This is a genomic window from Myxococcus stipitatus DSM 14675 (assembly GCF_000331735.1).
Classification (GTDB): Bacteria; Myxococcota; Myxococcia; order Myxococcales; family Myxococcaceae; genus Myxococcus; species Myxococcus stipitatus.
In genome coordinates this window covers 1,128,101-1,150,672 of the sequence record NC_020126.1, presented here as the reverse complement: position 1 = coordinate 1,150,672, position 22,572 = coordinate 1,128,101, and the positions used below count along the sequence as shown (strand labels likewise).

Sequence of the window (22,572 nt, the reverse complement as noted above, 5' to 3'; positions counted from 1 at the left end):
GCCCTACTTCTCCCCTCGCCGCAGCTTCGCCAGCCGCGCCTTGTCGAGCTTCGCGACGACTCCGACGCTGCGCCCCGCCAGATTGGCGACGACGTACTGCACACTGCTGCCCAACACCTGCGCGCTCTCCGAGAGCGTCAGCCCGTAGTCCTGCTCCAGCCACTGCGTCATGCCGCTCGTCGCCGAGCGCAGCGCGTCATCCAGCGAGCCCGCCTGCCCGAGAACCATCAGGTGCGTGGGAGACTCCACTCGAGGCATCGACGGCGCCTTGCCGCGCACCACCTCCACGGTGAGCTCGACCTCCATGGAGGTCTCCAGCGCGTACTGCGACGTCTCCCCATCGCCCTGCGCGGCATGGGCGTCCCCGAAGTAGAGCAGCGCCCCAGGCTGGAAGACAGGGAGGGAGACGGTGTTCCCCTCCACCACCTCGTTGAAGTCCATGTTCCCGCCGAAGCGCCCCGTGTCCCCCGTCGAGAAGGCAGGCAGACCGAAGCCCGGCGCCACCGCGAGCCCTCCGAGCATGGGCCTCAACGGCACCGTGAAGTCCTTGAGCCGCTCCGTCGGTGACTCGGGGCTCGCGACACCTCGCTCCAAGTCCAGCGTCCAGCGCACGGGCTTCCCCAGCTCCGTCGCCTTCGCGGCCAGCGCAGGCGTGAGCGCCCGCCCGACGATGCTGTCCAGGCTGTCCGCATGACGCCGGTTCAACTTCAGGCGCTTCAGATGGATGACCAGCATGTCCCCGGGGCGCGCATCGGCGATGAAGAACGGCCCTGTCTGCGGATTGCCGAAGAGCGCCTGCGTGACGCCGTGCTCATCCACGCCCCCTGAATCGAGCGTGGTCGTCTTCAGCGTGTCACCCGACCAGAGCGTGAGGACCGGCGCGCGGCTCGCGGAGAACTCGTTCGACCAGGTCGTCGGCTTGAAGTCGTGCCGGCGCGGCGCTCCGGCGGGGCGCTCGGGAATCCGCCGAGCGGTGAAGGCATGCTTCACACGAGTCTTCGGATTGTTCGTGTCGGGCATGTCCGCGATGCCCCGAAGCGTGTCACCGCTCACCTTGCCCGTGTAGCTCGACTGGACCTTGTTCGAGTCGGTGACGACGAAGCGAAGGTCGCTGCCCGTGCGCTCGCCCTCCACCCCATCTCCGTCGAGCTCCCCACCCAACCGCTTGCCCGTCCGCTCCAGCGTCAGGCCCTGGTACAGCGGCGTGCCCCACAGGTCCGTCGTCACGACCCAGGACTCCTTCACGGGAGTCTGCGCGAACGCCACGGCGGGGACACAAGCCAGGAACAGCCACGGGAGATGTCGGAGCATGAAGGAGCCCACCATGGCACCTGGAGACACTCCAGACCATGGGGCGGAGCTCACGACTTGCTCGCGCTGACAATCAAGTGGCCGCCCTTCTTCTGGAGCTCGTCCGCGAGGAGCTTGAGGTCCACCTCGGAGAAGATGCTGCACCAGGCGAGGTTCAGCTCGACGAGGTCGCCGTGCTTGATGAGCCGCTTGAGCACGTTCATCGCCACCTCCCGCTCCCACCCTGCGGACTTCTCCCTCGTCAGGGTCCGCGCCAGACTCAGGGTGGTGAGCTGATACATCTGCCCCAGGCTCTCGTAGCAGTCCTCATGGTGCAGGAAGTCCGCCATGATGAACTCCAGGATGCGCAGCGTGGTGATGCGCCTCAACCCATCCAGCATGAAGCCCGGGGCGGCTGACGCGTGGGCACCATAGAAGACCAGCTTCCTCAACCTCGGCAGGAGGCTGAGCGTGAAGTCATCCCAGTTCTCGGGATACCCGCACTTCAGCAAGCAGAGCGACTTGACCTGGTCATGGCGAAAGAGCCGGTCCATCACCTCGGCGTCCAAGAGGACGTCTTTCAAACCCAGCTTCGTCCCCTGGAAGGACTCAATCCCCGAGGCCGCCTTGATGAAGTCGATCTCAGGGAGGGGCATCTTGCCGGCCAGGTAGACATTCCCAGCGGGAAAGACTTCCACGAGCGCCTTGCCACGCTCACAGGTGGAACACAGCGTCGCGTTGTCCAGATTCTCGAGCGCCTGGACAAGCTCCGCCTGCATGCGGTCCCGCTCGTCGTGCTTGACGGTGCCTCGGCTGTTCCACTTCGAGAAGGTCTGCTTCGCCTGCTCGAGCGCAGCCCCATCACGAGACCCTCGCTCCACCGCATCACCCAGGTCCGCCAGCATCTCCAACAAGAGCTGCGCGGCGGGGTCCTTGTTGCTCCACTCGGACCACTGGTTGAACAGCACGCCCCAGGTCCGCTGGATGGTCGGTGGCATCAGGCTCTCCGTGGCATGAGGCTCAGCCGCGAAGAGACTCATCGCGGCGCAACAGTCCGTCCGCGGCCTCGACATCCAAGGTCACGGCGCGGCCTTCTCCCGTGAGGATATCCGCCCGCAGGTGCGCGTGAAGCACCTCTGGAGTCGCGTCTGTATCCAGCCGGACTCCCGCGCTCACCTCCGCGTGGAGGGTGTGGTCCCACGCCACGAGCAGCCCGGCCCGAAGTCCGCCCTCGACCACGAGCCGGTGGTCGTTGCGCCAGGCCAGCAGCGTGTCGGAGACCTCCAGCCGCCCGCCGATGGTGACAGCGCCCATGGTGCACATCCGCGCCGTCGTCAGTGAGCCCCCCACGGCGATGACAGAGCCCAGCTCGTAGTCGAGCGTCGCGCCCCCCACCTCGACATCGCCGGTACACAGCAGCCACGCCCCCTCGTCGACCTTGAGGATGCCGTCGACCTTGAGGTTTCCGGGCACCCAGAACGGAGTGGGGACCGCGCCCGCCAGGTCGTGGGAGATGACCAGGTCGCCGGGAACCGTGGCCAGTCGACTTGGCGCGCCATACAGGTGGATGGCCAGCCTCACGAGCGCGAAGGCACTGGTCGCGTCACCGAAGACGTCTCGCCCGTACTCCGGAGCGGCATACAGGCGCGCCAGCAGCTCCTCGAAGGTCGCGGGCGTGGGCTCGTGCAGCAGACACCGCGACAGCCTCTCTCCCTCCTGGGGTGTCACCGCGACGAAGCGCCCGGCCAGGAGCTCCTCGACGACGGCATGGACAGCGGGGACCAGTGCTTCACGCGAGAGGGGATGCGAGCGCGGCGGCGCGGCCAAGGCGAACTCCCTGAGACGAGGTGGGCCCACCAGGGTACGCCGACCCCTGGTGCCATTGGGCCCAGGAAGCGCCTGCCCACCCCCTCCCCCTGTCCATCGCCCCGCCGGGCAGGCGGCCGTTCAGCCCCTCCGAGTGTCCGGTAGGTGCCACTCCGAGTCCCCCGCACACGTCCCGGAGTGTTGCCGAGCGGGCCTAAAGTCTTCGCGGCTTCATTTTTATATTTGTCCGCCGGAGATTTAGACTTGATTTCAAATCCCCAGATGTAAATTCTGTGCCCACGGATTTGATGCGCCGCGGCGGCGCGCATGGCCAGGGAGGCACGGATATGGACACAAAAGGGCTGAGGACGTTCCTCGAGATTCCCTACGACGAGCTCGAGGAGCGCAACCTGCGGGTGAAGGAGCAGCGCCTGCGGCACGAGTCCCCGGACAAGGTCCGTGAGGAGCGCATCAAGTACCTGACCGACGAGCGCGCCCTGAAGGCCGTCACCGTGTGCTTCACCGACCTCGAGGGTCGGCTGCACATGCTGGACTACGACAAGAAGTTCCTGCTCAAGAGCGCCGACAACCTCACCTTCGACGGCTCCTCCATCCGCGGCTTCTCCCAGCAGGCGGAGAGTGACCTGCGCCTGAACGTCGACTGGGGCTCCTTCTACTGGCTGCCCTCCGACATCTTCGGCCCCGGCAAGGTGCTGGTGTTCAGCGAAGTGCTGGAGCGCGACGGCACCCCGTACCACTCGGACATGCGCGGCCAGCTCAAGCGCATCACCGAGGCCATGTACCAGAAGGACGGCACCGTCTTCCACACCGCGCCGGAAGTGGAAGGCTTCCTCTTCAAGGGCCGCGACGCCGAGCGCCACTACCACGAGACGGGCAAGTTCGACTTCATCTCCACCGGCGGCTACTACCACTCGCTGCCCGGAGACCCGCTGCGCGCCTTCATCGACAAGGCCGCCGAGGCCCAGCGCGCCATGGGCTTCCAGAACGAGAAGGACCATCCCGAGGTGGCGCCCAGCCAGTTCGAGATGAACTTCACGTACAGCGAGGCGCTCATCTCCGCCGACCAGATCCAGCTCTACAAGCTGCTCTGCCGCCAGGTCGCCGCGCAGATGGACACCACCGCCAGCTTCCTCCCCAAGCCCGTCACGGGCGTCAACGGCAATGGCATGCACATGAACATGTCACTGTCCAAGGGCGGCAAGAACCTGTTCTACGACAAGGCCGGCCAGGACGGCCTGAGCCAGATGGGCTGGGAGTTCATCGACCGGCTGCTCACCAACGCCAATGACATCTGCCTGGTGCTCAACTCCAGCGTGAACGCGTACCGCCGCCTGGACCCGCACTTCGAGGCGCCCAATCAAATCAAGGCCAGCGCCAACAACCGCGGCGCCATGGTGCGCATCCCCTACGGCAACGAGCGCTCCGCCCGCGTCGAGTGCCGCTCCGTGGGCCCGGACGCCAACCCGTACCTGGCCAGCTACGTGCTCCTGCGCACCGGCCTGGAGGGCCCGCAGCCCCAGGAGGACGCGGAGAGCAAGCGCAGCCGCACCCGCTTCCTGCCCGACAACATCTTCGACGCCGTCCGCCTCTTCAAGGGCAGCCAGTTCATCTCCAGCATCCTGGGCGAGAGCGTGCAGGGCAAGTTCGCCGAGCTGAAGACGGCCTCCGCCGAGCGCTGCCCCAAGCAGCTGGGCTCGCGCGTGAAGTACTCCGAAATCCAGTTCCACCACGAGGTCACCAACCAGTACCTCTGGAGCCAGTTCTAGGCCCTCGGCCGGGACAGGCCCAGCAGCACCAGGCCCGCCACCAACGCAATCGCGGTGGTGGCGGCCTCCCGGGCGCTCGCGCCGAAGCCCACCAGCGTCAGGCCGAACCCCAGCGTGGGCACCGCCAGCAGCGCGTGCACCGGGCGCAGGCCCCGCTCCTTTCGCAGTGACAACCTCGCGAGCGACGCCGCCGTGACGCCGTACTGCATCAGCACGGCGATGCTGGAGAGCGCGAAGAGCTCCGGCAGGTTCCCCAGGTTGACGAAGAACACCACCACCACCCACGTGACGGCCAGCGCCCGCGCGGGCACGCCCCGGTCGGACATCCCGTCCAGGCCGAACAGCGTCCTCCCTCCTGACGCCAGCGCGGACAGGTAGCGCGGCGTCGTCACCATCATCCCCACGCAGATGCCCAGCGCGGACACGCTCGTGCCCGCCGTCACCACCCGGGACAGCGCCGCCCCGCCCCACACCCCCGCGGCTTCCGCCAAGGGCGCCGCCGACGTGGCCAGGTTCGGCAGCGCCGCGACACACGCCCAGACCAGCCCCACGTACAAGAACACCGCGCCCAGCAGCGAGCCCACCGTGGCCAGCGGCACGGTGCGCGCCGACGAGCGCACCTGTCCGGCAATCACCGGGACGACCTCGAACCCCTGGTAGGCGAACATCACCGCCAACCCCGCGCGAAGCCACGCGCTGTCCGCCATCCCCACCGTCGGAGGCGACATGGCGGGCGGCGCCGTCACCGACGCGAACGCGACGAGCAGCGCGACGAGCGGCAGCAGCTTGAGCACCGTGAGCGCCGTCCACGCGCGCGCCGAGACTCGGATGCCCGAGGCGACGATGCCCGCGAACGCCGTGACGAGCGCCGACGCCAGCACGCGCTGCCCCACCGGGCCCTCCAGCCCCAAGGACGGCGCCACCGACTGCGACAGCCCCACGATGACCGCGGAGGTGCTCAGGAACGCGCTGACGTAGGCCACCCAGCCCACGAGGAAGGCCGCTCGCTCACCGAAGGCCGCTCGCGCGAAGACCACCGGCCCGCCATCCGAGTCGAAGCGGCGCCCCAGCACGCTGAACGCCAGCGCCACGGGCACCAGCGCCAGCCCCGTGAGCAGGAACACGAGCACCGCGCCCATGCCCGGCATTCGCGCGGCGACGCCCGAGGGCGCGAAGAAGATGCCGACGCCGACGATGCCGTTGACGCCCAGCGCCAACAACTGGATGGGCCCCACCGTGCGTTCCGGCGGAGAGGGGACAGCGACGGTGGAGGCGGTCACGCGCCTCAGTTCACTACACCCCAGCCCCCGGCACCAAACCGCGCCCCCAGCACGCGGCCCAGGACACTCCCCGGGTCGCGCGGGACGAACCGAGCCCCGGGGCCATGCCCATCCTCACGGGAGGTGTGGTCCAATCGCGGGTCGAGGCGGTGCGGCGGGGGATGAGCGATATGCCCGCAGGCTCCAAGCGTTTCGACGCTTTGACACAGTCCGTTGGCCCTGTCCCGACCTCCTGGGCCCTGCTGCGCGGAGATAGTCATGCGACGGTTTGGAATGATGCTGGGGCTCCTGGGCTGTGTGGGCTGCGCCAACATGACCCGTGGACTGGCCACCCAGTACAACCCCGAGACGGGGGAGTACGAGGTCCCCACGCAAGAGGTCGTCTACCTGGTCCCCGTCGAGGACGCGATGCGGACGGCCCGGCGCATCCTCGAGGAGGAGCGCTACGACATCCTGGAGAAGGAGGGCGGACTGGAGATGTTCTCCTCCGCCCACGAGCCGGGCAAGAACCGCCTGGGCCTGCGCAACCACGAGCGCTACTACATCCAGGGCGTCCGGCTGGGGCCTCGGCAGACGCTCGTGCGGGTCTTCCGCCTCAGCTACAGCGAGATGGAGAACCTCATCGAGGAGGGGCCCAAGCAGTTCAACGACCTCAACAGCCGCACCAACCGCCAGGAGATGCTCGAGTACCAGAACCCGCTCGACTCGCGCATGGAAGCCATCATGAGCGCGCCGACGAGCTCGCCGGCCGACGTGAAGTCCATGCCCCGGCAGTTCGCCATGGCGAATCCCTTCCCCAATGCCCCGGGGCTGGAGGGCTTCCGCGTGACGAGCGGCTACCGCGACATGGGCATCGAGAAGAAGCTCCTGGAGCGCCTGGAGATGGCGCCCGCGCTGGAGCTGGTCGGCGGCAACAACCCGGTGCCCATGCGCTCCATGATGATGGAGGGCTGGAGCGAGGCCGGTGAGGCCACCGCCACCCTCGCCCCCGAGTGTGGGGCTCCCGTGGAGGGCGCCACGGCGCTGTTCTCCGCGGGAGGCGTGCTGCTCGTCGCGGACCCGCTGGGCACCCAGGAGGTCCCCACCCTGGCGCTGCGGATGCTGTGCGAGGCCACGTCCCAGGGATTGCCCGTGACGCTGGCCCTGTCCATCCCCGTCTCCGAGCAGCCGCTGCTCGAGCAGTATCTCGCCAGCGACGGCGAGTCGGCGGACGCGCAGGAGCTCCTTGCCGGCAGCGCGTTCTGGCGCCGCACGTACCAGGACGGACGCAGCAGCCGCGCCATGCTCTGGCTCGTCGAGCAGGCCCGCCGCCTGCGCGCCTCCGGCAAGGACGTGGCCCTCGCCGCCATCGACGCGAACAAGGCGCAGGGCAACGAGCGGGAGGCCCAGCTGGCCGAGCACCTGCTCGAGGCCCAGGCCACGCGCCCCCAGGCCTGGACGCTGGCGCTCACCGGCAGCGTGCACGCGCGCACCACCGAGGTGAGCTGGGATGGGGACTTCGAGCCCATGGGCGCTCGCGTGGCGCGCGCCCTGCCCTCCACGCGGGCCCTGGACGTGGGCTTCCAGCGCGGCACCCAGTTCGCGTGCCGCTACAACGTCTGGGATGAAGTGGAGTGCAACGTCTTCGCCATCAGCCCCACGCTCGAGGCCCGCCAGGCCGACAAGCAGCGCGTGGGCCTGGAGCTCTTCACCACGCAGCAGCCGCACGGCTTCCACGGCCGGCTGTACCTGGGCGCGCTGAACGCTTCCCCCCCCGCGCTCCAGGCGCAGCGACAGGCCACCGCCGCTCATCACACACCCGCGACGAAATAGACCCCCACCGGAGGAGACGACGATGCGACGGATTGGAATGGTGTTGGGACTCCTGGGCTGCATGGGCTGCTCGTTCTTCACCCGAGGCATCTCCAGCCAATACAACCCCGAGACGGGCCAATACGAGATACCCACGCAGGAAGTCGTCTACTTCGCGCCCGCCGAGGACGCGATGATGTCGGCCCGTCGCATCCTGGAGGCCCGGAGCTTCGACGTCCTCGAGAAGGAGGACGGGATGGTGATGTTCTCCTCCTTCATCCCGGACGTCGTCCCCCCGGAGCGCTACTACATCAAGGGCGAGCGGCTGGGGCCCCGGCAGTCGCTCATCCGCGTCTTCCGCATCCGCTACAACCAGCTCTCGCCGTCCGGGCCGGATGCCACCAGCCGGGCGGGCCAGCACGGCTGGCCGAACAACCTGGCGACGGACTTCAAGAACATCCCGGGGCTGGAGGGCTACCAGCCGGCGTTCGGCTATCGCGACATGGAGATCGAGCAGAAGCTGCTGGCGCTGCTGGAGATGGCGCCCGCGCTGGAGCCGGTCAGCGGCAATCCGCCGGTGCACGTCCGCTCGGTCGTCATCGAGGACCCGGGTGAAGCGGCCGAGGCCACCGCCAAGGCCGCCCCCGTGTGTGGCGCTCCCGTGGAGGGCGCCGAGTCGGTGATGGCCGCGGGAGGCGTCGTGCTCATGGCCGACCCCCTGGGCACCCAGGAGGTTCCGTCCGCGCTGGTACGGATGTCGTGCGAGGCCATCTCCCTCGGGCTCCCGGTGACGCTGGCCCTGTCCATCCCCGACTCGGAGCAGCCGCTGCTGGAGCGCTACCTGGAGAGCGACGGCGGCGTGGCCGCGGTGCAGGAGTTCCTCACGGGCAGCGCCTTCTGGCGCCGCACGTACCAGGACGGGCGCAGCAGCGGCGCCATGCTCTGGCTCGTCGAGCAGACGCGCCGCCTGCGCGCCGCCGGCAAGGACGTGGCCCTCGTCGCCATCGACACGGACAAGGCCCAGGGCAACGAGCGCGAGGCCCAGCTCGCCGAGAACCTGCTCAAGGCCCAGGCCGCGCGTCCCAGCGCCTGGACGGTGGCGCTCACCGGCAGCATCCACGCGCGCACCATCGAGACGAACTGGAACGGGAAGCTCGAGCCCATGGGGGCCCGCGTGGCGCGTGCCCTGCCCGCCACCCGCACGCTGGACGTGGGCTTCCAGCGCGGCTCCCAGTTCGCCTGCCGCTACAACATCTGGGGCGAGGTGGAGTGCGACGTCTTCGGCATCAGCCCGTCGCTCGAGGCGCGCCAGTCCTCCAAGCAGACCGCGGGCCTGGAGCTCTACTCCGCCCCGAAGCCCGACGGCTTCCATGGCCGGCTGTACCTGGGTTCGCTGAACGCCTCGCCTCCGGCGCTCCAGCCGCAGCGCCAGGCGACGGCCGCCAACCACCCGCCCGCCACGAAGTAACGCACCTCCTGGCCCCGGAGACATCTCCTGGGCCGTGTCTCTCGAAAGGAAGTCATGCGACGGTTTGGAATGGTGTTGGGGCTGCTGGGCTGCATGGGCTGTTCGGTCTTCTCACGCGGCCTCTCCACCCAATACAACCCGGAGACGGGCCAGTACGAGACGCCCACGCACGAGGTCATCTATCTGGCGCCCCTGGAGGACGCGATGATGACGGCGCGCACCCTCCTCACGGAGAAGCTGCGGCTCGACGTCCTGGAGCGGGAGCAGGGGACGGTGATGTTCTCCTCCTTCATTCCAGACGTCGTCCCGCCCGAGCGCTACTACATCAAGGGGGAGCGGCTGGGCCCCCGGCAGGCGCTCGTGCGCATCTTCCGCCTCCGCTACACCCATATGTCGGGCGTCGGCACCCAGGCCGCGGACCGGGTCAGCGGGCAGGCGCCCTTGATGGACCTGCGCCCCCTGGCCGATGACCTCAAGAACGCCCCCAGGCTGGAGGGCTACGAGCCGGCGGTGGGCTACCGCGACCTGAGCCTCGAGCAGGAGCTGCTGGCGCGCCTGGAGATGGCGCCCGCGCTGGAGCTGGTCAGCGGCAATCCCCCCGTGTCCATCCGCTCGGTGGTGATGGAGGGAGACGAAGGGGCGGAGACGCCCGCGGCCCTCCCGCCCGAGTGCGGGGCGCGCATCGAGGGCGCCGCGTCCTTGTTCTCCGCGGGCGGCGTGCTGCTCGTGGCGGACCCGCTGGGCACGAAGGAAGTGCCGTCCGCGATGATGCGGATGGTGTGCGAGGCCACGTCCCAGGGATTGCCCGTGACGCTGGCCCTGTCCATCCCCGTCTCCGAGCAGCCGCTGCTGGAGCGCTACCTCCAGAGCAACGGCGACTCCACGGCGGTGCAGGAGCTCCTCACGGGCAGCGCGTTCTGGCGCCGCACGTACCAGGACGGGCGCAGCAGCAGCGCCATGCTCTGGCTCGTCGAGCAGACGCGCCGCCTGCGCGCCTCCGGCAAGGACGTGGTCCTCTCCGCCATCGACGCGGACAAGGCCCAGGGCAACGAGCGCGAGGCGCAGCTGGCCGCGCACCTGCTCGCGGCCCAGGCCGCGCGCCCCCAGGCCTGGACGCTGGCGCTCACCGGCAGCGTCCACGCGCGCACCACGGAGGTGAACTGGGACGGTGACCTCCAGCCCATGGGGGCTCGCGTGGCGCGGGCCCTGCCCTCCGCCGTGCGCGCCCTGGACGTGGGCTTCCAGCGCGGCTCCCAGTTCTCCTGCCGCTACAACGTGTGGGAGGACGTGGAGTGCAACGTCTTCGGCATCAGCCCGACGCTCGAGGCGCGGCAGTCCTCGAAGCAGGCGGCGGGCCTGCAGCTCTTCTCCACCCCCCAGCCCCACGGCTTCCAGGGCCGGCTCTACCTGGGCGCGCTCTCCGCCTCGCCTCCCGCGCTCCAGCCGCAGCGCCAGGTCGCCGCCAAGCCCGCGGCGCCTCCCGCGCCGAAGTAGCCCCCGACGCGGGCATGAGCCAGGAGCCCCGGCGCCCGTGCGTGGCCGGGGCTTCTTCAGGTCCGCCGTCCGGCAACTTCCGCCGGACATGGCAAGTCTTGCCGCCCCGCTTCGGGCCCGGTCCGGCAAGGCTTGCGGGCCGCCGGGCCGCGTCCTCCTGACGCAGGGGCTCCGGAGCGCTGGCATCGCGGTTGCTCTGCCTTCGTCCAGCACGCCTCCAGGGCTTGCGCATGTCGCGACAGCTCGCGGGGGGACGCGCTGGAAAAGGAAGACATCCATGTCGAATCACACGCTCTTGAAGCAGGCGGCGGCGGCTCTCGTGTTGTTGGGCGCCCTGCCCGCGGCGGCCGGCCCGGCCACCTACGCCGGTGGCCTCTGCACCTCCGTGTCGGGCTTCGGCACGCCGTCCATCTACCGCAGCGGCCGGCTGGTCAACACCACGGGCTCCACGCTCGAGGTCGTCTGCCCGGTGCAGCGCAACGTCACCGTCACCAACCTCAACGAGGACGTGTCGGTGCTCGTCACCGTGGTCGACGCGAGCCTGGATGACGACGTCCGCTGCACCGCGACGGTGACGGAGGCCGACGGCACCGCCATCCTCGCCGGCTCCGGCCAGACGAGCGGCGCGGACACCGCCAACGCCAAGAGCATCTCCATCAACCTGGCGCCCGCGCTCGCGTCCTTCTTCGGCTACATCACCGTGCGCTGCGAGCTGCCGAAGACCTACGCGGGCTTCAACTCGGTGCTCGCCAGCATCTACGTCTCGGAGTAGCCGCCATGTCCAAGGTCCGCTGGGGAGTCCTGGGGTTGGCTGGCGCCGCCGTGGCCACCGCTGGGGTGTGGAGCATCTGGGGGGAGACACCTCGCGAGCCCGCGGCGCCGTCCGCTCTCGCGACACCACCGAGGAGTGCTCCAGCGGACCTGGCACAGGAGGTCCGCGCGCTGCGCGCGGAGCTGGACGCCCTGCGTCGGCAGCAAGGTGCGCTGGCGCAACCTCCCCCCACGTCCGTGGTGGAAGCTCCGGCGCGGGAGGCTTCGGAGCAGAGGCCTCCCGTGTCCGGGGAGCAGGCGCGCGCGGCGGCGGAGCAGGCGCGGCTGGAGCGGGTGCGGGAGATAGACGCGGAGCTGGAGGCCGCGGCGAACACGGAGCCTCGGGATGCGGACTGGGCCGGACGCACCGAGTCGCTCGTGACGGAGTCCTTCCGGGGCCCCAGCTTCACGGGCTCGCGGCTCACCCGCGTGGAGTGCCGCACGCACTTGTGCACGCTGGAGGTGGAGCATGACGGGCACGAGGCGCGGGCGGAGCTCCTGTCGCTGCTCCTGAAGGTGCCGGGGATTCAGGGACAGGCCGTCCTGCGTCCCCGCAATGACGGGGGTCGGTGGAGCTCTCGCGTCTATCTCTCGCGCGCGGGTGAAGACCTGCCCTTCACCCGGCGTCCCTGAGCGTGACTCCTCCACCTCCTGAACGGCCACGGGTTCGTGTCTTCACGATTCCCTTGAGTTGCCCGACTCCGCGCGGGCGTGCCAGCATGGACGTCCGCCCGATGGTCGCACCCCCTCCCCATGTTCGAGATACGCGTCCCATCGGAGTCAGCTCCGAGTCGTCCGGGACGAGCGCCGCCTACCTGTTGGTGCTGGAGGGAGAGTCCTCCTGGCGCTTTCCGCTCCCCGCGGAGGGCGTCGTGCTGGTGGGCCGCGATGACAAGGCGGACCTGAAGCTGAAGGACGAGAGTGTTTCCCGACGACACGCGCGCATCCTGGTGACGGAGGAGGGCGCGCGGGTGGTGGACCTGGGAAGCCAGAACGGGACGACGCTGAACGGGCAGCACATCGAAGAGGCCCGGCCGTTGATGTCCGGGGATGTGGTCGCGTTTGGAGCGGTGGTGGCGGTGGTGCGCGCCAGGCATCGGCCCATGCCGGCGCGGCGGGCGTTGGAGGCGGAGCGGTGGATGGGGCAGTTGCGCGAGGAGGTGGAGCGCGCGCTCCGGTATGGCCGGCCGCTCACGGTGCTCGCGTTGGCGTTGGAGGCACCGAGCGCGGCGGGCCGCGAGGCGGTGGAGGCGGTGCTGAGCTCGGATGCGGGGCCCGCGGAGGCGGCGGGGTGGCTCGATGGAGAGCACCTGCTGTGGCTCTTGCCCGAGGTGTCCGGCGAGCCGGGCGAGGAGGGGTTGGGGGAGCGGGTGGAGGCGCTGCTCGCGGCGAGTCCTCGGGCGCGGTTGGGGGCGGCGACGTGTCCGTCGGATGGGTGTGACGCGGAGACGCTGGTGGCCGCGGCGCGCATGGCCGCGAGGACGGCGACGCCGGGGGGGTTCGCGTCGGCGGTGGAGGGGGTCACCCGGCTGACCTTGGCGGAGCGCACGGTGCTGGTGGCGGACCCGGCGATGGCGCAGCTGTATGCGCTGTTGCGGCGGCTTGCCGCCAGTGAGTTGCCGGTGTTGGTGTGTGGCGAGACGGGGGCGGGCAAGGAGAACGCGGCGTTCGCGGTGCATCACTGGTCTCGTCGGGCGTCCGGGCCGTTCGTTCCGGTCAACTGCGCGGCGCTCCCCGAGGGGCTGGTGGAGAGCGAGCTGTTCGGCCACGAGCGCGGGGCGTTCTCGGGGGCCACGGCGACGCGGGTGGGCTTCCTGGAGAGCGCGCAGGGCGGCACGGTGTTCCTGGATGAAGTGGGCGAGCTCCCCGCGTCCGCGCAGGCGAAGCTGCTGCGGGCGCTGGAGTCGCGGCGCATCACGCGGGTGGGTGATACGCGGGAGCGGAGCATCGACATCCGGGTGGTGGCGGCGACGCATCGCGACCTGGAGGCGGAGGTGGCGGCGGGGCGCTTCCGGCAGGATTTGTACTTCCGGCTGGGCGCGGCGACGGTGTTGTTGCCGCCGCTGCGGGAGCGGCCTCGCGAGGTGCCGATGCTCGCGCGGGACTTCCTGGAGCGGGCGTGTGCGGCGCTGGGGCGGCGGGAGCTGGTCCTGGCCTCGGGGACGCTGCATGCGCTGGCGCGGCATTCGTGGCCGGGGAACGTGCGGGAGCTGCGCAACCTGATGGACTACGCGGCGGCGGCGGTGACGGGGGACGTGGTGGAGCCGCATCACCTCCCGGCGCGGATGTTGGGAGGCAAGGCCCCGGCGCAGGCGCCCTCGGTGGAGGTGGAGACGCAGGAGCCGCTCGCTGCGCAGGCGGCGCGGCCTCGGATTCCGCTGGCTCAGGAGATTCGTGAGCTGGAGCGCAAGCGGATGATTGAAGCGCTGGAAGCGTCGGAGGGGGTCCAGACGCGGGCGGCGGAGATGATTGGAATGCCCATCCGCACGTTCTCGTTCAAGCTGAAGCAGTTCGGACTTCATCCACGAGTCACCCGCAGAGGTTCCTCAACGGAATGAGCATGCCGCCCGGGCCGCTGGAGCCACCGCGCGAGTTCGAGGAGTACCAGGTCCTGCGGCCGCTGGGGCGCGGCGCCATGGGACAGGTCTTCCTGGCGCGGGACACGCTCCTGGACCGGTTGGTGGCGGTGAAGTTCATCGCGACGCCGGGGGGGGGGTTGCCGGATGCGGTGGCGCGGGCGCGGTTCTTCCAGGAGGCGCGGGCGATTGCGCGGCTCCAGCATCCCAACGTGGTGGCCATCCACCGTGTGGGAGAGGTTCGGGGGCAGCCGTATCTGGTGTCCGAGCTCGTGCGTGGAGAGCCGCTGGACCGGTTGGTCTTGCCGCTGGAGGGGCGGCGGGTGTTGACGCTCGCGGTGGGGCTCTCGCGGGGGCTCGCGGCGGCGCATCGGTGCGGGGTGCTGCATCGGGACATCAAGCCCGCGAACGCGATTCTCTCCGAGGACGGAGAGGTGAAGCTGCTCGACTTCGGGCTCGCGGAGTCGCTGACGGGGGAAGGGGGTCCGCGCACGTGGGCTGGGCGGGTGGGGCCTGGCGCAAGCGCGGAGGTGCGCGACACGGGGCGGGGTGCGCCGGTCGCGCTGCGCGATACCGGGCGCGGAGATGAGGGCGCGAGCGATTCGGTGACGGGCTCGCATCCGGTGGAGACACGGCCGCCGGCGTGGCCCGTCGGGCCGGAGACGTCCGGGCAGGAGTCGAGTGATGGGCGGCGAGCGTGGGCTTCGTCATCCGCGCCAGCATCACCGGTCGACACGCGTCCCCTCGGGTATTCCGTGTCCGCGAGCGGGGAGCATGAAGCCCACTCCTCCGCATCACCAGTCGACACCCGCCCGCTCGGACACTCCGCCTCCGCGACTGAGTCGCTCGATGCGCGGAGCGCACGAGAGCGGTCATCTGCGCCTGCCTCGCTGGTCGATACGCGTCCCCTCGGACACTCCGTGTCCGCGAGCGGGGAGCATGAAGCCCACTCATCCTCATCGCCATCACCGGTCGAGACGCGCCCTCTCGGACATTCTGTGTCCGCGGATGAGTCGCTCGATGCGCTGCGCGCGTTGGCGCAGCCAGCAGCACCCGCGTCCCCTGTCGACACGCGCCCACTCGGGAAGACGCCTTCGGCGCATGACCCACTCGATGCGCTGCATGCATTGGCGCGGCCCTCCACACCGGCTTCGCGCTTCGAGACGCGCCCGCTTGCACAGGTCGCCTCCGCGCATGGACCGACACTCGGTGAGCACCGGGCGCTGAGCCCATCATCGGCCCCAGCCTCCCCTGTCGACACCCGCCCGCAGCAGACCGGCGACGGCCCGCCTTCCTCGCTCCTGCCTCCCTCTGGCCCGCATCGCGCGACCGCGCGCCGCGACGTCGCGAGCCCTGTCTCTCCTTCCGCTCCCGGTGGTCCTTGGGACGGTGTGCCACTCACGCTCCGCGACCAGCCCCGGCTCGTGTTCGATGTTCCCGGCACCCCGCTCTACCTCTCACCCGAGCTCTGGCGCGGAGAGCCCGCGACCCGCGCCAGTGACATCTACGCCCTCGGCGTCCTCCTCCACGAGCTGTGCACCGGCTCCGCCCCCCACCAACACGTCCCCTTCGAAGAGCTCGGCCAGGCCGTGCTCGAACAACGCCCACCCCCTCTCGCCGGCCAACAGCTCGACCTCCCCACGGGCCTCGCCGCCATCGTGGACCGCTGTCTCGCCCTCGACCCGACGCAACGCTTCGAATCCGGTGACGCACTCCGCGAGGCCCTCGAGTCCCTCGCCCTCCCCACCCACGCCAGCCCCCTCCCCTCCGGCAATCCCTACCGCGGCCTGCGCGCCTTCGAGGCCGAACACCGCGGCGTCTTCTTCGGCCGCGAACCCGAGCTGCGCGAGGTCATCGACCGCCTCCGTGGCGAGCGCTTCGTCCTCCTCGCCGGCGACTCCGGCGTCGGCAAGTCCTCCCTGTGCCGCGCGGGCGTCGTGCCCGCCGTCTCCGGCTCCACGCACGGAGACGATGGCCCCGCGTGGACCCTCGTCTCCTGCACGCCCGGAAGACAGCCGCTCGATGCCCTCGCGGATGCCCTCGCCCCCGTGCTCTCCACCAGCGCGGAGTCCCTCCTCGCCCAGGTGGACACCGAGGAACCCGGCGCCCTCGCACGAGCCCTCCGCCGCCGCCCCACCCACGCGGCCCCCGTCCTCCTCTTCATCGACCAGCTCGAAGAGCTCGTCACCTTCTCCGACCCCACCCAGGCCGCGAAGCTCGCCGATGAGCTCGCGCTGCTCCTGCACCGAGCCCCGCGCGTCCGCATCCTCGCCACCGCCCGCAGCGACTGCCTCACCCGGCTCGCCGCGCTGCCCGGCCTGGGCGATGAGCTCCCTCGCGCCCTGTACCTCGTCCGCGCCATGTCCGAGCGCGGACTGCGCGAAGCCGTGGAAGGTCCCGCCCGCGCCCTCGGCGTCCACTTCGAGTCCCCCGCCCTCGTCGACACCCTCGTCACCTCCGCCGCCCGCGCCGACGGCGGCCTGCCCCTCTTGCAGTTCGCCCTCGAGGCCCTGTGGGAAGCACGCGACGTCCCGCGCGGAGTCATCCCCTCCGAGGCCCTCACCTCCCTCGGCGGCGTCGAGGGTGCCCTGGCCCGCCACGCGGACGCGGTGGTGGACCGCCTCCGCCCCGAACAGCGACCCCGCGCCCGCGAGCTGCTCCTCGAGCTCGTCACCCCCGAGGGCACCCGCCTGCGCCGCACCCGCGACGAGCTGCTGCGCGGCCCCGGCGATGACAACGGGCGCGCCGTCCTCGACGGACTCGTGCGAGGCCGCCTCCTCACCGCGGGCGAAGCCGAGAGCGGCGAAGGCGTCTACACCCTCGCGCACGAGAGCCTGCTCACCGGCTGGGACACCCTGCGCGGCTGGCTGGGCCAGGACGAGCAGCGCCGCGCCATCCGCCACCGCCTCGCGCGCGCCACCGCCGAGTGGGAACGACTGGGCCGCCCCGCCGAGCTGCTCTACGCGGAGCGCCAGCTCACCGAAGCCCGCGTCGCGAACGTCTTCCCCGAGGACCCCACCCAACAAACCTTCCTCACCCGCTCCCAGCAGAAGGCCCGCCGCCGCAGGCTCGCGCGTTGGACCGTCGCCATCGCCGCACCCCTCGCGCTGCTCGCGGTGGTCGCCGTCACCCGCGTCCAGTCGCGCGCCCAGCTGGAGGCACGCATCACCCACCACCTGGACGAAGCGCGGCGCTTCCGCGAGGAGGCCCACCTCAAGGACACCCGCGCCCTCCAGCTCCGAGAGCAGGCCTTCACCCTCTTCGACACCCCGGGCCCCGAGCGCCGCGAGGCCGCCGAGGCCCTCTGGTCCCAGGTCCTCACCGAAGAGCAAGCCATCGAGACGCTCTCCCTGAAGGCCCAGGCCGCGCTGGAGACCGCGTGGGGCCTGGACCCGGGAAGCTCCCGCGTGAATGGCCCCCTCGCCGACCTCCTCGTGGAGCGCGTCACGCGAGCCGACCGCCAACGAAACACCGCGCTGCGCACCCAGCTCCTCGCGAGGCTGGCGACCTACGACACCTCCGGCGCCCGGCGCCAGAAGCTCCAATCTCCCGCGCGCGTCTCGCTCGTCACGAAGCCCGCGGGCGCACGCGTGAGCCTGCTGAACACCCTGCCCGGCCTCGCGGAGGAGAAGGCACGCGACCTGGGCCAGACACCGCTGCGCGACGTGGAGCTGCCCACCGGCTCACACCTCCTGCTCGTGGAAGCCCCGGGCCGGACTCCCGTGCGAGTCCCCGTGCTGCTCGGTCCCGGAGAGGCCCTCGCGCTGGACCTCGCGCTGCCCACGCCGTCCGCCGTGCCCCAGGGATTCGTCTACATCCCCTCCGGCCGCTTCCTCCAGGGCGCCTCCGAGAGCGAGTACCTGCGGCGCGCCTTCTTCTTCGCGCCCCCGCTCCACGAGGTGGAGACCGGCGCGTACCTCATCGCGCGGAACGAGGTCACCTTCGGCGAGTACATCGCCTTCCTCGAGACCCTGACGCCCGACGAGCGCACCGCGCGCATGCCGGGCTCGCGCCGCAGGCTCACCGTGGTGGACCTGGCCCAGGAGCAGGATGGCCGCTGGCGCCTCAACCTGCGGCCCGCCTCCGCCAGCTACAGCGTCCGCGACGGAGAGCGACTGCGCTACGGCAAGCGCGAGCGCCGCGCCGAGCAGGACTGGCTGCGCTTCCCCGTGTCCGCCATCTCCTTCGATGACGCCCTCGCCTACGTCGCCTGGCTGGACCAGACCGGCCGCGTCCCCGGCGCACGCATCTGCACGGAGCACGAGTGGGAGCGCGCCGCGCGGGGCGCGGATGGCCGGCGCTACCCGTCCGGCGACTGGCTGAGCCCGGACGACGCCAACCACGACGTGACGTACGGCCGCGAGCCGGGAGGCTTCGGTCCCGATGAAGTGGGCAGCCATCCGCGCTCGCGCAGCCCCTTCGGCGTGGATGACCTGGCGGGCAATGTCTGGGAATGGACCCGCTCCAGCGTGGACCCGGCCAAGCCCTCCGCGCAGGGAGGCAGCTGGTACCAGAGCGACCTCACCGCGCACAGCGCCAACCGGGACCGCGTGGAGCCCACCCAGCGAGAGGCCCTCATCGGCCTGCGCGTCTGCGCCACGCCTCGCTCCTGAAAAACCCCTTCGCGGACGGCAACTTCGGCCGGACCGGCAAGTCTTGCCGGTAACCGCCGCCGCTTGGGCCCCCCTCCGGTGCGCCAACCTTGCCGTCCCCCAGGTATCTCCGGACATCCCCCTGGCACGCGGGATGCTCTACACGTCCCCGAATGAGTCGAATGAAACCCGAGGTCCTTCGCATGAGCGCCTTGTCCCGACTGCTGTCATCGAGTCTGTGCTTCTCCCTCCTCCTCGCCTGCGGCCCCGTCCCGGAGGACACCGCCGCCGCGATGGAGTCCCAGACCGCCTCCATGGAAGGTGACGACTCCCACTCCCAGGGCACCCAGCTCCACGGCACCTTGGTGGAGGCCACCCGGTTCGCGGATGCCGCCGTGATGTACGACGGCAACCGCCGCGCGGCGAAGCTCCTGCTCCACCGCGGAACGCTCGAGGCGGACATGACGCTCCAGGTGATGGGGACGACTCCCAGCCTCGTCGCCTGCCTCCAGCCCACCAGCGGGCCGGACCGCGCCTGTGGCTTCACCGTCGCGGGACAGGGCGTGTGTACCCCCGGCGCGCAGGTGAACCTCTCCAGCGGGACCTGCTCGGGCACCACCGGGAGCTGCTCGGGCAAGCCCATCCTGCGCGTCTGCGCGGACGAGAAGCCCTGTGAGCACCAGGGCCCGGGCTACCTCGGCCACGGCGTGCCGACGCCCGGCAGCCCGCTCGAGTGCACCATCCTCTGCCCCAAGGTCACCTTCACCTGCCCCGCCAGCGGCATCTACACGGTGCTCGACGCGCCCATGGCCTCCACGCAGAACAACTGGAGCGCGCCCGTGAGGACGCTCGTCGCGCCGTACTTCCCCGCCAAGGCGAAGCGCCTGCGTGGAGCGCAGCTCATCGGGGCGCGGATGGGCGCGCGGCGGCAGAGCGAGCTCTACTTCAACACCACGCTCGAAATCGTGGACGCGCGCAACGCCGACACCGTCACCATTCCGGAGTCACCGGGCATCTGGGACGACAGCGGAGAGACGTACCTCTACCGCGTGAAGGTCCGCCCCCCGCCCACCACGGGCGCCCCCAGCGTGGACCTGTGCACGACGGGCGTGGACCCCAACGTGGGCTGGGGCTGGGCCGCGCCGCTGTCGGGGACGTTCTCGAGCGCGGGCAACCGCACCGAGACCACCGAGCACTTCACCTTCGCGTGTGACCCGGGCGTGCTCGCCAAGTGCTACCGCTGGGGCTACAAGCCCTGGCTCGACGGCCTCGTGTCCGGAAGCGTGACGATGGCGCACTGGGCCTGCACCCGCATGGCGCGCGCGGACTACTGCGGCAACGGCACGTCCTTCACGCAAGACGGCACGAAGATTCGCCCCTGGGACAGCATGAACCCCAGCATCATCCCCGCGCCCCAGTCTCCTCCTCCGGCGGACATGACCTTCGAGGCGGGCTGGAGGCCCGAGGGCCCCGCGTGCCTGAGCCACTGGCGATGGCAGCACCTGGAGGCGCCGTGCGTGCAACTGAACGAGCCCAAGTACGACCAGAACGGCCACATCACCAACGACTGCCGCCTCTACCCCACGATGCCGCGGTGCTCTCAAATCTGCGACTCCGCGCAGGAAGCCAAGCAGCACTACCAGAGCATCGTCTTCAACGAGTCCAAGTCCAACCAGCTCCCCCAGCCCTGAGCTACCCTCCTCCCCTCTCGGGAGGAGGCACGATGATGGTGGGCGCGATGGGGCTGGCGGTGCTGTTGTCGCTGGGCAGCTCCAGCATGGCGTGGAAGGAACAGGCGAGCCACACCACCGTGCGGCTCCGAGGCATCAGCGCCGTCAACCCGCGCGTGGCCTGGGCGAGCGGAGACAAGGGGACCTTCGTCCTGACCACGGACGGAGGCCAGACGTGGAAGGCAGGCACCGTCCCGGGAGCCGAGGCGCTCGACTTCCGGGACGTGGACGCCTTCAGCGACACGACGGCCTACCTGCTCTCCATCGGCGAGGGGAACAAGTCCCGCATCTACAAGACGGTGGATGGCGGCAAGAGCTGGACGCTCCAGTTCACCAACACCACCGCGGGCGCGTTCTTCGACGGCATGGCCTTCTGGGACGAGCGCCGGGGCCTCGCCTTCAGCGACCCGGTGGAGGGCCAGTTCCTCGTCGTGAGCACGTCGGACGGCGGCGCCACCTGGACGCCGCTCCCGGCCACGGCGTTTCCTCCCGCGCTCCCCGGTGAAGCGGGCTTCGCCGCCAGCGGCACCAGCATCGCCACGCGAGGCACCCAGCACGCGTGGTTCGGCATGGGAGGCGCGGCGGCGCGGGTGCTGCGCACCACGGATGGAGGCACGTCCTGGAGCGCCGCCAGGACGCCCCTGGCCACGGGTGACGGCGGCGGCGTCTTCTCGCTGCTCTTCTGGAGTGAGCAGCAGGGCATCGCCGTGGGGGGCCATCACCAGCGGCACTCCGACCCGACGGGCAACCTGGCCCTCACGCTCGACGGGGGCAAGACGTGGAGCGCGCCGCGCACCCGTCCCGCGGGCTACCGCTCCGGCATCGCCCTGGTGCATGGCGCTCCGGGCCCCACGCTCATCACCGTGGGCCCTTCCGGCTCGGAGCTGTCGGTGGACGGCGCGCGGAGCTGGATACCGCTGGGGCCCTTGGGCTTTCACGCCGTCGCGTCGTCCCGCTCCGGAGCTGGAGGCGGGCGGGTCTGGGCCGTCGGGGACTCGGGACGCATCGCCACGCTCGAGCGCGTGCGAAGTCCCGTCACTCCCCCTCCAGCAGGCGCTCCCAATCCCGGTCGTCGCTGAACAGCCGCGCGCCCAGGCGGGCGACGGTGTCCGCGTGAGTCACCGCCGCCGCGCCGCCCACCCAGACGGAGAGCGCCTCCGGCAGCGCGCGCATGAGCTGGGAGAGCGTGTCGCGAAAGACGTCCTTGCCGGAGTCGGTGACGGCGGACAGCCCCACCAGCTCCGGCCGCAGCCGCGCCACCGCGCGCCCCAGGTCTCCGGCGGGCACACGCTGTCCCAACAGCGTCACGCGAAAGCCCGCGTGCCGCAGACGCAGCGCCACGCCCAGCAACCCCAGCTCGTGCTCCTCATCCGGGAAGCACGCGAGCACCGCGTGGCGCCGTCCGCCCTCGGGAGCCGAGTGCAGCAGGCTCACCAGCCGCGCTCGCACCACCTGCGTCACCAGGTGCTCCTGCGCCACCGACAGCTCGCCCAGGTGCCACCGCTCACCGACCTCGCGCTGGAGCGGAGCGAGCACTCCCTCGAAGGCCTTGAGCGGAGGCAGCGCGGACAGCACGTCATCCACCACCGTGGACACGCCGCCCTGGTCATACGCCTCCGCGGCCAGCAGCGCCGCGTCCCGCCAGAAGGTCAGCGCCGCGCCGGAGCCATGCACGTCGCCGTTCGCCGCGGGCGTGGCGGTCAGCTCCGAGAGCAGCTGCGGGAGGAGCTTCGCCGCCTCGCTGATGGCCACGCCCTCGTCGGTCAGCTTCTTCAGCCGCTTGAGCACGGCCACGTCCCGCTCCGTGTAGACGCGATAGCCCGCGGGGGTTCGCAGCGGCTGCAGGACTCCGTAGCGACGCTCCCAGGCGCGGATGAGCTCCACCCGAACGCCTGACAGCTCCGCCGCCACGTGGATTCGGTAGGTGCGCTCGGCCATGGGGATGAGG

The 22,572-nt window shown here is 70.7% G+C and carries 15 protein-coding genes; 10 read left to right on the top strand and 5 right to left on the bottom strand.

From position 1 onward, the window contains the following. Positions 1–3: 3 nt before the first annotated feature. The 3 genes from MYSTI_RS04635 to MYSTI_RS04625 are packed head-to-tail and all read right to left on the bottom strand — an operon-like array spanning position 4 to position 3,117. The gene (locus tag MYSTI_RS04635; RefSeq protein ID WP_015346540.1) at positions 4–1,311 is read right to left on the bottom strand and encodes an acetamidase/formamidase family protein; all 1,308 of its coding nucleotides are present in this window, start codon (positions 1,309–1,311) and stop codon (positions 4–6) included. Positions 1,312–1,361: 50 nt separating this feature from the next. Beyond that, the gene (locus tag MYSTI_RS04630) at positions 1,362–2,288 is read right to left on the bottom strand and encodes a hypothetical protein (RefSeq protein ID WP_015346539.1); all 927 of its coding nucleotides are present in this window, start codon (positions 2,286–2,288) and stop codon (positions 1,362–1,364) included. 22 nt (positions 2,289–2,310) lie between these two features. Continuing rightward, complete coding sequence (locus MYSTI_RS04625; protein WP_015346538.1) at positions 2,311–3,117, bottom strand: hypothetical protein; 807 nt, start codon at positions 3,115–3,117, stop codon at positions 2,311–2,313. Positions 3,118–3,443: 326 nt separating this feature from the next. On the opposite strand from MYSTI_RS04625, the gene MYSTI_RS04620 reads away from it, so the two are divergent. After that, entirely contained in the window at positions 3,444–4,883 is a 1,440-nt protein-coding gene (locus MYSTI_RS04620; protein WP_015346537.1) for a glutamine synthetase family protein, read from the top strand. On the opposite strand, the gene MYSTI_RS04615 is transcribed toward MYSTI_RS04620, so the two are convergent. Next, entirely contained in the window at positions 4,880–6,118 is a 1,239-nt protein-coding gene (locus MYSTI_RS04615) for an APC family permease (protein ID WP_015346536.1), read from the bottom strand. The genes MYSTI_RS04620 and MYSTI_RS04615 overlap by 4 nt on opposite strands. 303 nt (positions 6,119–6,421) lie before the next feature. Between MYSTI_RS04615 and MYSTI_RS04610 the strand changes: the two genes are divergently transcribed. From MYSTI_RS04610 to MYSTI_RS04570, 9 genes are all read left to right on the top strand, one after another. Continuing rightward, the gene (locus MYSTI_RS04610; protein WP_015346535.1) at positions 6,422–7,975 is read left to right on the top strand and encodes a hypothetical protein; all 1,554 of its coding nucleotides are present in this window, start codon (positions 6,422–6,424) and stop codon (positions 7,973–7,975) included. A gap of 22 nt (positions 7,976–7,997) precedes the next feature. Next, positions 7,998–9,422, top strand: a complete 1,425-nt coding sequence (locus MYSTI_RS04605; protein WP_015346534.1) for a hypothetical protein — start codon at positions 7,998–8,000, stop codon at positions 9,420–9,422. Positions 9,423–9,476: 54 nt separating this feature from the next. Then, positions 9,477–10,916 carry a hypothetical protein gene (locus tag MYSTI_RS04600; protein ID WP_015346533.1) on the top strand — a complete coding sequence of 480 codons (1,440 nt, stop codon included), beginning with the start codon at positions 9,477–9,479 and terminating at the stop codon, positions 10,914–10,916. A gap of 277 nt (positions 10,917–11,193) precedes the next feature. Beyond that, positions 11,194–11,688: a hypothetical protein gene (locus tag MYSTI_RS04595; RefSeq protein WP_015346532.1), complete on the top strand. Its 495-nt coding sequence runs from the start codon at positions 11,194–11,196 to the stop codon at positions 11,686–11,688. 5 nt (positions 11,689–11,693) lie between these two features. After that, positions 11,694–12,359 carry a hypothetical protein gene (locus tag MYSTI_RS04590; protein ID WP_015346531.1) on the top strand — a complete coding sequence of 222 codons (666 nt, stop codon included), beginning with the start codon at positions 11,694–11,696 and terminating at the stop codon, positions 12,357–12,359. Positions 12,360–12,460: 101 nt separating this feature from the next. Then, the gene (locus tag MYSTI_RS04585) at positions 12,461–14,284 is read left to right on the top strand and encodes a sigma 54-interacting transcriptional regulator (RefSeq protein WP_015346530.1); all 1,824 of its coding nucleotides are present in this window, start codon (positions 12,461–12,463) and stop codon (positions 14,282–14,284) included. Further along, on the top strand, positions 14,281–18,915 hold the full coding sequence (locus tag MYSTI_RS04580; protein WP_015346529.1) for an nSTAND1 domain-containing NTPase: 4,635 nt from the start codon (positions 14,281–14,283) through the stop codon (positions 18,913–18,915). Before MYSTI_RS04585 ends, MYSTI_RS04580 begins: the two co-directional genes overlap by 4 nt. Before the next feature lie 182 nt (positions 18,916–19,097). Further along, positions 19,098–20,585 carry an ADYC domain-containing protein gene (locus MYSTI_RS04575; RefSeq protein ID WP_015346528.1) on the top strand — a complete coding sequence of 496 codons (1,488 nt, stop codon included), beginning with the start codon at positions 19,098–19,100 and terminating at the stop codon, positions 20,583–20,585. A gap of 32 nt (positions 20,586–20,617) precedes the next feature. After that, positions 20,618–21,703, top strand: a complete 1,086-nt coding sequence (locus MYSTI_RS04570; RefSeq protein ID WP_015346527.1) for a WD40/YVTN/BNR-like repeat-containing protein — start codon at positions 20,618–20,620, stop codon at positions 21,701–21,703. On the opposite strand, the gene MYSTI_RS04565 is transcribed toward MYSTI_RS04570, so the two are convergent. After that, positions 21,660–22,562 carry a MerR family transcriptional regulator gene (locus MYSTI_RS04565; RefSeq protein ID WP_015346526.1) on the bottom strand — a complete coding sequence of 301 codons (903 nt, stop codon included), beginning with the start codon at positions 22,560–22,562 and terminating at the stop codon, positions 21,660–21,662. The genes MYSTI_RS04570 and MYSTI_RS04565 overlap by 44 nt on opposite strands. Between the last annotated feature and the right edge of the window lie 10 nt (positions 22,563–22,572).